The following is a 13072-nucleotide window of genomic DNA, read 5'->3' on the forward strand; positions in this document are numbered from 1 at the left end:
AGGCGGACAGGCACCCTGTTCAGGCCTCCGTGGTGGGTGCGGCGCTGGGACGGGTAGGGGCGGCGAGGGCGGAAAACCCGCCCCCTACAGCAACCCCGCCCTCTCCAGAAACTTCCCCACCCCCTCCACCTCCCCCCCGGACAACGGCACCTGCGGCTCCGCCGTAACCGGACACTCGATGACTCCCCGCAGATACAGCGCCGCCTTGAACGCCCCCAGCGCCGACGAACTGCCCCCCATCCGCCCCGGATCCCCGACCCCCACCATGCCGAACAGCGCGCACAGCCGCTCCTGTTCGGCCCGGGCCCCCGCCCGGTCGCCGGCGCGGAAGAGGGCGTCGAGGCGGACATACCCCACCGGGTCGACGTTGGCGAGCCCCGGCACCGCCCCGTCCGCGCCCACCGCGAGTGCCGCGTCGATGATGACCTCGGAGCCGGTCAGCACGCTGAAGCCGGTGATGGCGGGGTGGGTGCGGGCGCCCGAGACGACGGTGCGGAAGGCGGACAGGTCGCCGCTGGAGTCCTTGAGGCCGGCCAGGACGCCCTCGGCGGCGAGTTCGAGGATCACGTCGGCGGGGAGTTTGGTGTGGACGGCCGTCGGGAGGTCGTAGGCGATGACGGGGACCGGGCTGCTCGCCGCGACCAGGCGGTAGTGGCGGGCGATCTCCGCCGGATGCGTGCTCGTGTAGAAGGGGGCCGTCACGACCACCGCCTCCGCACCGGCCCGCGTCACCTCGCGCACGTGGTCCAGTACTCGGGGCGTCGTCATGTCGATCGCACCGGCCAGGACCGGGAGTTGACCCCCGACGTGGCCCGCCACCGCCTCCACCACCAGCCTGCGCTGCCGGTCCGTCAGATACGCCGCCTCCGAGGTCGAGCCGAGCACGAACAGGCCGTGCACCCCGCCCTCCACCAGATGGTCGACGAGCCTGAGCAGCGAGGGGACGTCCACCTCGCGTTCCGGTGTCAGGGGAGTGCAGACGGGCGGGACGACACCGGTCAGCGGGGCGGGGAGGGTCATGAAGGCTCCTTGCTGTTGCTCTGTCGTGCGAGATCGCTGGTCGACTGGTCCTCGTCCACCGGGTGGTGGCAACGGAAGCGGTGCCCGGGGGAAGACCCGAAGGAAAAGTCCGGCATCTGCGCCGCGCACACCTCGTCCGCCTTCCAGCAGCGCGTACGGAACGGGCACCCGCTCGGCGGCCTGGTCGCCGACGGGACCGGGCCCACCAGCGGGATCGGGTCGATCGGGTCCAGCAGGCCGGGGGTCGCGGAGAAGAGGGCGCGGGTGTACGGGTGCCGGGCACGGTCGGTGACACCGCCGGCCGGGGACTCCTCGACGATCCGGCCGAGGTACATGGTGATCACGCGGTCGCTCATCCGCCGTACCGTCTGGATGTCGTGCGAGACGAACACCAGGGCCAGGCCCAGACGTTCCTTGAGGTCCAGGAGCAGGTTGAGGATCTGGGCCCGGACCGAGACGTCCAGCGCGCTGGTCGGCTCGTCCGCCACCACCAGGTCGGGGTCCAGTGCCAATGCCCTCGCGATGGCCACTCGTTGGCGCTGGCCGCCCGACAGCTGGCCCGGCAGGGCGTCGGCGAGTGCGCGCGGGAGACCCACCAGCGCCATCAACTCCCGTACGCGATCCTCCCGTTGATGCCTCGTACCCCGGTCGTGCACATCCAGCGGGTCCCGCAGGATCTGCCGGACCGTCAGCCGTCGGTTCAGCGCCGTCGACGGGTCCTGGAAGATCATCCCGGTGCTGCCGCCGATCGCCGCCCGGCGTTCGGCGGGGGGCATGGCCCACAGATCGCCGCCCCGGAAGGACACCGTCCCGGACGTCGGCCGCTGTACGCCCACCAGCACCTTCGCCAGCGTCGACTTGCCGCAGCCGGACTCGCCGACCACGCCGACCGTCTCGCCGGGCGCGATGGTGAGGTCGGCGCCGGTCAGGGCGTACACCTTGTCGCGAGTGAACACCCCGCCGCTGCGGGCCTTGTGGACGACATGCGCGTTCGACAACTCCATCAGCGCGCTCACTGCACCACCTCGCTGTCCGTCGTCACCAGGTCGACCGCCGGGTGGTGGCAGGCCGCCGTGTGCGTCCGGGTGCCCGCGAGCACCGGTGTCGTCGTACGGCACACCTCGCTCGCCAGCGGGCAGCGGTCCGCGAAGCGGCAGCCGGCCGGGAAGTCGGCGGGGGAGGGGACGACCCCTCTGATCTGCGTCATGCGCTCGGCCGACGACTCCAGCGAGAGCACGCTGCCGAGCAGCCCGCGTGTGTAGTGGTGGGCCGGTGCCTCCACCAGGTCGGCGGTCACGCCCGTCTCCACGATCTGGCCGCCGTACATCACCACCACCCGGTCGGTGACGTCCGTGACCAGTGCCAGGTCGTGCGAGACGAGGATCAGCGCGAAGCCCAGTTCCGCGCGCAGCCGCAGCAGCAGCTCCATGATCTGCGCCTGGACCGTGACGTCGAGGGCCGTCGTCGGCTCGTCGGCGACGATCAGCTTCGGTTCGCGGGACAGGGCCATGGCGATCAGGACGCGCTGGCGCTGGCCGCCGGAGAGTTCGTGCGGGTAGCTGCGCAGGGTGCGTTCGGGGTCGAGGCCGACCAGGGTCAGCAGTTCGGCGGGGGTGCGGTGACCGCCTCGGCGTACGACCTGTTTGAGCTGGGACCGAATCGTCATCGCCGGGTTCAGGGAGGACAGGGCGTCCTGGTAGACCATCGCCATCTCGTGGCCGAGCAGCCGGCGCCGTACGCGCATCGGCTCGGCCAGCAACTCCCGCTGGTTGAAGCGGACTTGGCCGCTGACCCGGGCGCCCTTCGGTTCCAGACCCATGATCGCGAGCGCGGTCAGCGACTTCCCGCAGCCCGACTCGCCGACCAGGCCGAGGACTTCGCCGGGCTGCACCTCGAAGCTGATGCCGTCGACGATGTCCACGCCATGATGACGGCCCTCGAAACCGATGGCGAGGTACTCCACCGCGAGCACCGGTTGCTGCCCCTGGGGGAGCGGGCGGGCCCGGGAGCGCAGCCGGTGCGCCGCCGCCGTCAGGCCGGGGAGGGGCAGCACCACGCCACTGCCCGGCTCCGGTGTCTCCAGGCGGTCCTCGTCGCGCACCTCCACCTCGCGTGCCGACGGGGCCGCCCACGCGTCCGACACGCCCTCGGACAGGACGTTCAGCGAGAGCACGGTGACCAGCATCAGCAGGCCGGGGAAGACCGTCGCCCACCAGCCGCCGGTCAGCACCATGTTCTTGCCGTCCGCGATGACGCTGCCCCAGGAGGGGTCCGGAGGCCGCACACCCGCGCCGATGAAGGACAGCGACGCCTCGAAGACGATCGCCTCGGCGACCTGCACCGTGCAGAACACCAGGACCGGGGCGGCGCAGTTGATCGCCACGTGCCGCAGCACGATGTGCGGGGTGCGTGCGCCGATCACCCGTTCCGCCGTGACGTAGTCCTCGCCGTACTGGTCGAGGACGTTCGCCCTTACGACCCGTGCCACCGGCGGCGTGAACAGGAACGCGATCGCGCAGATCAGGACCGTGATCCCGCCGCCGAACACGGCCACCAGTACGGCGGCCAGCGCGATCCCCGGGAACGCCATGACGATGTCCAGGCAGCGCATCAGCGTCTCGTCGACGGCCTTGCGGGAAGTCGCCGCGACCGCACCCAGCAACGCCCCCGCCACCAGGGCGAGCCCCGTCGCCCCCAGCCCGATCGCGAGCGACCAGCGGGCGCCGTACATCAGCCGGCTGAGGATGTCCCGGCCGAGGCTGTCCTGGCCCATCCAGTGCCCGGCGGACGGATGCCCGGTGTCGTCGGCCAGCGGCTGCTGGTCGAGGGGATCGTGGGGCGCGAGCAGCGGCGCCAGCAGCGCGACCAGCACCACGACCGCCAGGAAGCAGACGGCGATCTTCGACGGCAGCGGCAGCCTGCGCCAGCCGCGCAGTCGGACGCCCGGACGGGAGAGCGCCTCGGTGAGGCCCTTGCGGGTGAACGGCGTGATCATGCGGTCGCATCCCTCAGTCGCGGGTTGACCAGCAGGTACAGGACGTCGATGACGAGGTTCACGACGACGAAGCCGGCCGCCGTGGTCAGGACGACCCCCTGGACGACGGCCGGGTCGCCGTTCTTCACGGCGTCGATCATCAGCTTGCCCATGCCGGGCAGGGAGAAGATCGTCTCGATGACGACCGCGCCGCCGAGGAGATAGCCGACGCGCAGGCCGAGGACGGTGAGGGGGTTCATGAGGGCGTTCCGCAGCACATTGCGGCCCACCACCACCCGCGGGGGCAGTCCGCTGCCGATCGCCGTGCGGACGTAGTCCTTGTCGAGCTCCTCGACCACGGACGTCCGCACGATCCGCGTCAGCTGCGCCGCCACCGGCAGCGACAGCGCGAGCGCCGGCAGGGTCATCGTCTTCAGCCAGCCGGTGAAGGAGTCGGCCGGGTTGATGTAGCCGCCGGTGGGGAACCAGCCCAGGTCGACCGCCAGGTACTGGATCATCAGCAGGGCCAGCCAGAAGCCGGGGGCCGCGACGCCGGTCAGCGACATGACGCGGATGATCTGGTCGGGCAGCCGGTCGCGGTAGATCGCGGCGGTCACCCCGCCGAGCAGCGCCAGGACGACCGCGATGCCGAGGCCAAGGAAGGTGAGCTGGAGGGTGAGCGGCAGCGCGGTGGTGACCTGGTCGATCACCGGCGCCCTGGTCAGCGCGCTGATGCCCAGGTCGCCGTGGAGCAGATCGCCCACGAAGCCGACGTAGCGGACGGGGAACGGGTCGAGCAGACCGTGCTGCTCACGGAAGTCGTGCAGTTGCCGGGGTGTCGGATTGGCGCCCTGGAAGAACGCGGACGCCGGGTCGACGTCCGAGAAGCGCATCACCAGGAACACGAACAGCACGATGCCGAGCATCAGCGGCACGAGCAGGGCGACGCGGCGGAGCAGGATCCTGACGACGGCGATCACGCGGCGAACTCCCTTGCCCCTAGACCCACTTGGCTTGCAGGAGGTTGATTCCGGGATACGGCTGCGCCCTTATCCCGCTCAGGTTCCTCGGATCCCAGGCGGTCATCAGCTCGTTGTGGACGACCGGGTAGAGCACGGCCTGCTCGGCGACGACGTCGATGTAGTCCTGGATCATCGTCTTCTTCTTGTCCGCGTCCGGCTCCCGCGTCGCCTGCTCCATGTCCTTGAAGAGCTTCTTGGCGACCGCGTTGTCCGCCCACCGCGTGTACCCCATCCACAGGTTGGCGGGCCCGTAGTTGTAATGCATGATCAGGTCGGCGTCGAGACCGAACTGGTTGGGGTTCGAGGCGGCGGCCACCACCTGGTAGTCCTGCTTCTGGTCCAACTTCGTGAAGACGGCCGTCGTCTCCTGCGGGGAGAGGGTCGTGCGGACACCGATCGCGTCCCAGGACGCCTTGATGGTCGGCAGACAGTCGACGATCCAGCTCACGTTCACCGCGAGGATCTCGACCTCCAGACCGCTGACCCCGGCCTCCTTCAGGAGCGCCTTCGCCTTCTCGGGGTCGTGGTCGTAGACCGTCTTCGCGCGCCGGTAGCTCGGGTTGCCCTCGTTGAGGAAGGACGACGACGGCGTGCCGTGGCCCTTGAGCGCCACCTCCACCATCTTCTCGGTGTCGATGGCGTAGTGCAGCGCCTGCCGCACGCGCACGTCGTCGAAGGGCTTGTGCTTCGTGTTGAACATCAGGAACAGGTTGTTCATCCCGGCCGCGCCCGCGACCGACAGCCCGCCGCTCCTGAGCTGCTCGATATTGGCGTACGGGATGTTGTCCGCGATCTGCGCCCCCGCGCTCGACCCCGAGATCCTGGCGACGCGGGGGGCGGCGTCCACGATCGTCAGCCAGTTCATCTTCTTGAAGGCCGGCCTGCGCGGGCCGTTGTAGCCGGCGAACGCCTCGAAGGTGGTGTTCGACTTCGGGTGGTGCGCGGCCTGCCGGTACGGCCCCGAGCCCACGGCCTTGCCCTTGATGGCGTCGTCCCACGCGCCCGGCCGGGAGAAGACGTGCTTCGGCATGATCTTGGCCAGAGTGAGCCGCGAAATCCCCTCCGGGAAGGGGAACTTGAGCACCAACTCGACGTTCCGCGCGTCGATCTTGCGGACTTCCTTCAGCCAGCTCGCGAAGAACCCCTTGGCGAGGGTCTGGGTGTCCGGGTCGAGGATCCGGTCGAAGGCGAAGACCACGTCGTCGGCGGTGACGGGCTTCCCGTCGTGGAACGTGGCGCCCTGACGGAGCGTGAACTTCCAGGACGTACCGCTGAGGTCGCCCGGCACCTGCGTGGCGAGCGCCGCGTACGGCTCGCGGGAGATCGGGTCGGTGTCGAGCAGCCCCTCGTAGATGTGGTGGTTGCCGGCCATGCAGAAGGCGGACGCGGTCTGCGTGGGATCCCAGCTGCCGTCGTTGCCGTAACCGATGACCGCGGTCAGTGTCCGGTTCCTGCCGCTGCCCGGACCGCCGGTGTCGATGGTCGACTCCGGCCCCGCCGAACAGGCCGCCAGCGACGAGGAGGCAGCGGCGGTCGCACCCAGCACGCCGGTGCGCTTCAGGAAGGCCCGGCGGTCCGGCGCCGGTACGTCGTGGGTCACGTCGCGCACGGTTCCTCCAGCGAAGAGGTCCGGAAAGGATGCAGATACGACTGGGAGGTACGACGTCCTACGTCCTGGGTCAGCCGCGACCATAGGTGGGGCCTTGGGGGCGGTCAAGAGAACACGCACGAAGGGGTCGATCTGCCACAGGTCGGACCAATGGCACCGGAGATGGGACGTGGGACGTCTCGCGCGCGTACGATGCCGCGCATGCCCGAGGAGCCCAGGAACAGCCGGATCCAGCGCCAGGTCACACAGCTGATCCTCGACCGTGGACTCCGTGTCGGCGCGCCCCTGCCCACCGAGACCGAGCTGATGGAGGACCTGGGCGTCAGCCGCAACTCCGTCCGCGAGGCCCTCAAGGCACTCCAGGCCCTCGACATCGTCGAGATCCGGCACGGCTACGGCACCTATGTCGGCCAGGCGTCGCTGACCCCCCTGATCGACGGCCTGACCTTCCGCACGCTCGTCGCCGCCCGGCACGACGACACCCGCGCGCTCGCCGAGATCCTGCAAGTGCGCGAGGTGCTGGAGGAGGGGCTCGTCCGCCGCGTGGTCGCGGCGGTCACCGAGGAGCAGCTGGACGGTCTCGACGCGGTGGTGGACAGGATGGACGCCGCGGGCCGCGCCGGACAGCCCTTCGCCGAACTCGACCGAGAATTCCACGAGTTGCTCTACGCTTCCCTCGACAACGCGCTGGTGCCGCAGCTCCTCGGCGCGTTCTGGACGGTGTTCCGGCGGGTGGCGGGGGCCGGGGCGGGGGCCGGCCGGCCAGGGGAGCCGGTGCGCCATGTGCCGGCCCCGGAGGTCACCGTCCGGCGCCACCGGGACATCGTCACGGCCCTGCGCGCCCGGGACGCGGCGGACGCGCAGCGCGCGATGGCGGTTCACTTCCGGGGGATCGAGGAGCGGGCGGCACGGGAGGCACGCGAGCGCATGGAGAGCAGAGGGCTTCATGGAGAGTAGAGGGGCTCATGGAGAGTAGAAGGGCTCATGGGAAGTAGAGGAGACAGCAGAAGCCTGTGGGACGAACGGGACCCCGGCGTCCTGCGGCTGCCGTCCGGGCGGCTGGTGAGGGGCCGTGGCCTGCGCCGGCCCCTCGAACCCGGGGCGCCGACCCCGTCGTACGGCGTCTACCTGCTCGGCAAACAGCCGGCCGAGGTCCCTTGGGAGTCCCGCTGGATCCGCTGGCCCGACTTCCGCCTGCCGAAGGACCGCGCCGCCGCCCGCGCGGTGCTCACCGAGGCCTGGGAGCGGGCCTCGGCCGAACGCGTCGAGATCGCCTGCGGCGGCGGCCGCGGCCGTACCGGGACCGCGCTGGCGTGCCTGGCGGTCCTGGACGGCGTACCGCCCGAGGAGGCCGTCGCATACGTCCGTGACCACTACGACCGGCACGCGGTCGAGACGCCGTGGCAGCGGCGGTACGTACGGCGGTTCGGGACGTCAGCCGCGGCGGGCGCGGAAGCGTAGGGCGTTCTGCTGCGGATGCCGCTCGACCGTCAAGTCCGCGAAGCCGGCCTCCTTCAGGCGCGCGGGCAGGCCCGCCGGGTCCAGGGTGTTGTGGGTGTCCCGGAAGTGCAGCACGCGGAAGCCGAAGCTGGTCAGGCTGTCGCTGCCGGCGAAGGTGCCGCCGGGGCGCAGGACGCGGAGGGCCTCGGCGAAGATGCGGTTCTGGTGGGCGGCCGTGGGCACGTGGTGGAGCATCGTGAAGCAGACGACGGAGTCGAACGCCGCGTCCGGAAAGGGCAGTTCCGCGCCGTCCGCGTGGAGGACGCGGGCCCGGTCCCCCCACTTGCCCTCAAGGAGCCGTACGGTGTCCGCGTCGATCTCCGCGGCCGTCACACGCGGCACTTGTTCTACGAGGACACGGAGATTGGCGCCGTACCCCGGCCCGATCTCCAGCAGGTCCTCGCCCAGCTCCACGTGTTCGAGGGCCCAGGGCAGGATGTGATCCTTCGTGGTCTGCGCCCACTTCTCGGAGCTGCACAGCTTGCGGTGGGCTCGGTTCATCGGCATGGCACCGACGCTAGGCGCGGCCCTCGGCCGTCCACTACGGGCTAGTCTGCCGTCCCATGTCGCGGAACGGACAGCATCGCCCGTACGACACCGCCGGCTCCGGAGTCATCGTCGGCCACTTCAGCATGCCGCGCGGCAGCGCCTTCGCCACGCACTGGCACTCGCTCCATCAACTCGCATGGTCGGCCAAGGGGTTGCTGCGGGTGCGCAGCGAACAGGGCGTGTGGTTGCTGCCGCCGTCACTGGCCCTGTGGATTCCGGAGGGCGTTCCGCATACGACGGAGTCGGCGGGCGACGCCGTCATGCGCGCTCCGTACGTCGATCCGGCCTGCTGCCCGCAGATCCGCTGGCGGGATCCGACCGTCGTGGCGGTGACCCCGCTGCTGCGGGCGCTCATCGACCATCTGATCCGCACGGACCTGGCACCGGACGCCCGCTCGCGTGCCGAGGCGGTGCTGCTCGACGAGTTGCGTCCGGTGCCGGTCGCCAGTGTTTCCGCGCCCCTGCCGCGCGATCCGCGGGCCCGCACGGTGGCCGAGGCGCTGCGCGCCGACCCCACGGACGGACGCAGTCTGGCGGCCTGGGGCGCCCAAGTGGGCACCAGTAGCAGGACGTTGGCCCGCCTCTTCGTCGCTGAGACGGGGCTGGCCTTCGGGCAGTGGCGGGAGCGGGCGCGGATGCAGTGCGCGATGCCGTACCTCGCGGCGGGCCTGCCGATCGAGTCGGTGGCCCACCGGGTCGGCTACGCGACGGCCAGCTCCTTCACCGCCGCCTTCCATCGGCTGGTGGGGGTGACGCCGAGGCAGTACTTCCCGGTGTGAGTACCTGGACGTCCGTCGAGGCGCTGGTGATGCGGCTGGCTTCCTCCCCTCCAACCACCCCTCGCTGCCAGGGTCGTTGGGAGTAGATCCTGGGGCGTCTCACACAGCGCTAGGCACAGCGAATGTCCCGTTCGGGCCGCTCCCCGGTGGCCAGGAAGTGGGAGACGGTGCGGTCGCCGCAGGCGTTGCCGTTGGCGAGGTAGGCGTTGTGGCCGGTGGAGTTCACGGTGACCATGACCGCGCGGTCGCCGAGGGCGGCGCGGAGCTTCAGGGCGCCGGTGAGCGGGGTGGCGACGTCACGCTCGTTCTGCACGAGGAGGATGTTCGACGGCCCGCGGTCGGTGATCCGGACCGGCTCCTTCGGCGTGAACGGCCAAGCCGCGCAGAGCATCGCGTTGCGCGGCATGCCCGCGGTCAGCGGGTACTTGGCCCGGCTCTCGTCGGCGCCCTTCTGGTAGACGGCGGCCGAGGTGGGCCAGGCGACGTCGTTGCAGAGGGTTCCGGCGCCGACGGCGATCACGTTCTGCTGCTCCGGCTCCGGCTGGGAGGGGGGCACGGGCGGCACGGTGCCGGCCCGTGCGGCCAGCATCAGCTCGGCGAGGGCGGGGAAGTTGTCGGGGTCGTAGAAGGTGGTCAGCATGGTCTGGCGCAGCACGTTGCCGTTCAGCTCCTCGGGGTTGGCGCCGGGCCAGGGGATCGGCTCCCGGTCGAGCTGGGCGGCGAGGCGGAGGAACAGGGGCCGCACCTCGGCCGCCGTCTCGGCCACCCGCTGCGGATTCCCGGGCGCCGACGCCCACTTCGCGAACTCGGGGAAGATGTCCTCGACGCCCTGCTCGTGCGCCGCGAGCCAGGCGCGGGAGACGCGGGTGGGGTCGGGATCGTCATTGCTGTCCAGCAGGATGCGGTCGGTGCGGTGTGGGAACAACTGGCTGTAGACGGCTCCCACATACGTCCCGTACGACGAACTCCACGCGGAGATTCTGCGCTCGCCGAGCGCCGCCCGCAGCCGGTCGAGGTCACGGGCCTCGTTGGCCGTGCCGAGGTGCCGGATCAGCTCACCGCCGTTGCGCGCGCAGGCGTCCGCCATGCGCTGGGCGGTGGCCAGGTTCGCGTCGACGGACCCGTCCGGTGCGGGCCAGGGCCGGGACTTGGTGAGGGCGAGGTCGCCGTGGTCGAGCCCGCAGCTGACAGGGGTGGAGGGAGCGAGCCCGCGCGGCGCGAAGCCGATGAGATCATAGGCGTCCCGCACGTCCTGCGGCAGCTTCTGCCCCTTCCCCGAGGGATTGTTGAGACTGGACCCCCCGGGTCCGCCGGGAATCAGGAACAGGGCGCCACGGCGAGCGGCGGGGTCCTCGCTCCGGATCCGCGATACGGCGATGTCGATCTTCGGGCCGGCCGGGTCGGCGTAGTCCATCGGGACTTGGAGGGTGGCGCATTGCTGGCGGGGGTCGAGGCCGGCGCCGGTGCATGTCGTCCAGTCGAGGGAGGGGGTGGTTTCTGCGGATGCGGTGAGGGGGGTGGTGAGGCCGAGGAGTACGGCGGAGGCGGAGAGGGCGACGAGGGCGGTATTTCGCTTGATCTGCTTCATACGGACGAGCCTGGCCGATCCTCCACGGCCGCCACATCCGGGCAACACCCGTGTTTTCAGGGGGGTTTCCCCCTAAGGACCAAGAGTGCCGCCGGGTCGGACCAGCCCGTGATCGAAGGCGAAGACCACCGCGTGGACGCGGTCGCGCAGGCCGAGTTTGTCGAGGACGCGGCCCACGTGGGTCTTCACCGTGGCGTCGCCGACGTGCAGGCGGGTGGCGATCTCCGCGTTGGACAGGCCCCGGCCCAGCAACAGCAGCACCTCGCGTTCGCGGTCGGTCAGGCGGGACAGGCGGTGGACGACATCGGGCGGGGGCGCAGCCGGTGTGGCGCGGGCGAACTCCGCGAGCAGGCGGCGGGTGACCGAGGGGCCGAGCAGGGCCTCGCCCGCGGCGAGCGTGCGGATGCCCTCGAGCAGGGTCTCGGGCGGGCTGCGCTTGAGCAGGAATCCGCCGGCGCCCGCGCGGACCGCCGCGAAGACGTACTCGTCCAGCTCGAAGGTGGTCAGGACCAGGACCTTGGGGCCGCCGTTCACCCGGTCGTCAACGGCGGCCGGGCCGGCGATGGCGCGGGTCGCGGCGACCCCGTCCAGGACCGGCATCCGGATGTCCATGAGGACGACATCGGGTGTGGCCGCTGCCGCTAGCCGCACCGCCTCCCGGCCGTCGGCCGCCTCGCCGACCACGGTGATGTCCGGCTGGGTGTCCAGCATCATCCGCAGCCCGGCACGCATGAGGTCCTCGTCGTCGGCCAGCAACACCCGGATCACGGCAGCTCCTTCAGCTCCTTCAGCTCCTTCAGACCCTTCAGAGGGATCAGTGCGGTCACGCGCCAGCCGCCGTCCTCGGCGACGCCCGCTTCGAACGTGCCGCCCAGGCGCGCGACGCGCTCACGCATCCCGGTCAGGCCGCGACCACCGGGGGATGGGCTGGGGCGGGTGGCCCTGCCATCATCCGTGACCGTCACGCGTACGTCACCGGCGCCGACGTCGACGCGTACGACGGCATGGGCCGGTCGCGCATGCCGTACGACGTTGGTCAGCGACTTCTGGACCACGCGGCGCACCGTCTCCGCGACGGCGGGAGCCAGCTCGCGCAGCCGGGCCGGGTCCGGTGGCAGCCGCAGATCGGCTGTGACGCCGGGCGGCAACCGGTCGACCAGGGCGCGGAGCGTCGCTTCGCAGTCGTCGGGGTCTTGGGGGTGTTCGGATGCGTACGGCTCGGTGAGCAGCCCCAGCACGCGGTCGAGGTCCGTCATCGCGCTGCGGCCCACCTCCTCGATACGGGACAGCGCCTCCCGTACCGGCGACCGTTCCTCGCCCAGAGTGAGGCGGGCCGCGCCCGCGTGCGTCACCATCACGGTCACCGCGTGTCCGACCGCGTCGTGCAACTCCCTTGCCATCCAGGTCCGTTCGGCGGTCACGGCTCGTTCGCGGTCGCGGGCCCGCAGCGCCTGCACGGTCTCCCAGCGCGACCGTCCGGCACGCCCGACCAGCCAGGCCACCGTGTGCACGGCGACGGCCGGGACGAAGGCGTCCGAGTCGCCGGCGAGGACGGCCAGCGCGGCGACGACCGGCAACACCGCGAGTTCCAGGGCGCGTTGGATCGGACGGCCCTGCACGACCAGGGTCAGGGCCAGCGCTGTGGCCAGCGAGACATTGGTGACGGGCGCCCCGGATGCCGACGCCGCCACGGTGGCCGATGCCGCGGCCCACAGCGCGCATCCGGGCGCGTACCGACGGCCCGCTATCGCCGCGAACCACACCACCGCGCAGGCCCGTTCGACCACCGGGCCGCTCAGGACCGACGCGGTGTGGTCGGACGGCCCGACCGCGATGACCGCCGAGAGGTACGCGGTGATCAGGTCGAGCAGCACCCACAACGGGCCGCGGTCGACGTCATGGTCCGGCCGCCATCGCGTACGTATCTCCCCCACGGGGGCCACGCTACGGACCCCGGCGGGCGCGGCCGTCCCCCTCGCGGTGGACATCGCGTCCACCCGGACGGGGACCGGCCCGCCCGGACCGGCTGAC

At 71.3% G+C, this 13072-nt stretch carries 12 protein-coding genes; 3 read left to right on the forward strand and 9 right to left on the reverse strand.

Translation table 11 applies throughout. From position 1 onward, the window contains the following. Window positions 1-84 precede the first annotated feature (84 nt). The 5 genes from AB0I77_RS01980 to AB0I77_RS02000 are packed head-to-tail and all read right to left on the reverse strand — an operon-like array spanning window position 85 to window position 6625. Window positions 85-1020: a dihydrodipicolinate synthase family protein gene (locus AB0I77_RS01980; RefSeq protein ID WP_363280311.1), complete on the reverse strand. Its 936-nt coding sequence runs from the start codon at window positions 1018-1020 to the stop codon at window positions 85-87. Further along, on the reverse strand, window positions 1017-2036 hold the full coding sequence (locus AB0I77_RS01985) for an ABC transporter ATP-binding protein (protein ID WP_363280312.1): 1020 nt from the start codon (window positions 2034-2036) through the stop codon (window positions 1017-1019). Before AB0I77_RS01985 ends, AB0I77_RS01980 begins: the two co-directional genes overlap by 4 nt. Further along, window positions 2033-4015 (reverse strand): dipeptide/oligopeptide/nickel ABC transporter permease/ATP-binding protein, encoded by a 1983-nt coding sequence (locus tag AB0I77_RS01990; protein WP_363280313.1) that lies wholly within the window; start codon window positions 4013-4015, stop codon window positions 2033-2035. The genes AB0I77_RS01985 and AB0I77_RS01990 overlap by 4 nt, the downstream gene beginning before the upstream one ends. Continuing rightward, entirely contained in the window at window positions 4012-4974 is a 963-nt protein-coding gene (locus tag AB0I77_RS01995) for an ABC transporter permease (RefSeq protein WP_363280314.1), read from the reverse strand. Before AB0I77_RS01995 ends, AB0I77_RS01990 begins: the two co-directional genes overlap by 4 nt. A 19-nt stretch (window positions 4975-4993) precedes the next feature. Beyond that, entirely contained in the window at window positions 4994-6625 is a 1632-nt protein-coding gene (locus AB0I77_RS02000) for an ABC transporter substrate-binding protein (RefSeq protein WP_363280315.1), read from the reverse strand. 192 nt (window positions 6626-6817) lie between these two features. Between AB0I77_RS02000 and AB0I77_RS02005 the strand changes: the two genes are divergently transcribed. Together AB0I77_RS02005 and AB0I77_RS02010 are read left to right on the forward strand one after the other, a co-directional pair. Next, window positions 6818-7582, forward strand: coding sequence for an FCD domain-containing protein (locus tag AB0I77_RS02005; protein ID WP_363280316.1), 765 nt, complete (start codon window positions 6818-6820; stop codon window positions 7580-7582). A 27-nt stretch (window positions 7583-7609) separates the two neighbouring features. Then, window positions 7610-8086: a protein phosphatase gene (locus AB0I77_RS02010; RefSeq protein ID WP_363280317.1), complete on the forward strand. Its 477-nt coding sequence runs from the start codon at window positions 7610-7612 to the stop codon at window positions 8084-8086. Here the strand turns inward: AB0I77_RS02010 and AB0I77_RS02015 are convergent. Further along, window positions 8060-8632 (reverse strand): class I SAM-dependent methyltransferase, encoded by a 573-nt coding sequence (locus AB0I77_RS02015; RefSeq protein ID WP_363280318.1) that lies wholly within the window; start codon window positions 8630-8632, stop codon window positions 8060-8062. The genes AB0I77_RS02010 and AB0I77_RS02015 overlap by 27 nt on opposite strands. 56 nt (window positions 8633-8688) lie before the next feature. On the opposite strand from AB0I77_RS02015, the gene AB0I77_RS02020 reads away from it, so the two are divergent. Next, entirely contained in the window at window positions 8689-9453 is a 765-nt protein-coding gene (locus AB0I77_RS02020) for a helix-turn-helix transcriptional regulator (protein ID WP_363280319.1), read from the forward strand. Between the two features lie 109 nt (window positions 9454-9562). On the opposite strand, the gene AB0I77_RS02025 is transcribed toward AB0I77_RS02020, so the two are convergent. From AB0I77_RS02025 to AB0I77_RS02035, 3 genes are all read right to left on the reverse strand, one after another. Beyond that, window positions 9563-11041: an alpha/beta hydrolase gene (locus AB0I77_RS02025; protein WP_363280320.1), complete on the reverse strand. Its 1479-nt coding sequence runs from the start codon at window positions 11039-11041 to the stop codon at window positions 9563-9565. Between the two features lie 72 nt (window positions 11042-11113). Next, window positions 11114-11809 carry a response regulator transcription factor gene (locus tag AB0I77_RS02030; protein WP_363280321.1) on the reverse strand — a complete coding sequence of 232 codons (696 nt, stop codon included), beginning with the start codon at window positions 11807-11809 and terminating at the stop codon, window positions 11114-11116. Next, window positions 11806-12975 (reverse strand): histidine kinase, encoded by a 1170-nt coding sequence (locus AB0I77_RS02035; protein ID WP_363280322.1) that lies wholly within the window; start codon window positions 12973-12975, stop codon window positions 11806-11808. The genes AB0I77_RS02030 and AB0I77_RS02035 overlap by 4 nt, the downstream gene beginning before the upstream one ends. Between the last annotated feature and the right edge of the window lie 97 nt (window positions 12976-13072).

The sequence above is a fragment of the Streptomyces sp. NPDC050619 genome, from assembly GCF_040654815.1.
GTDB lineage: Bacteria > Actinomycetota > Actinomycetes > Streptomycetales > Streptomycetaceae > Streptomyces.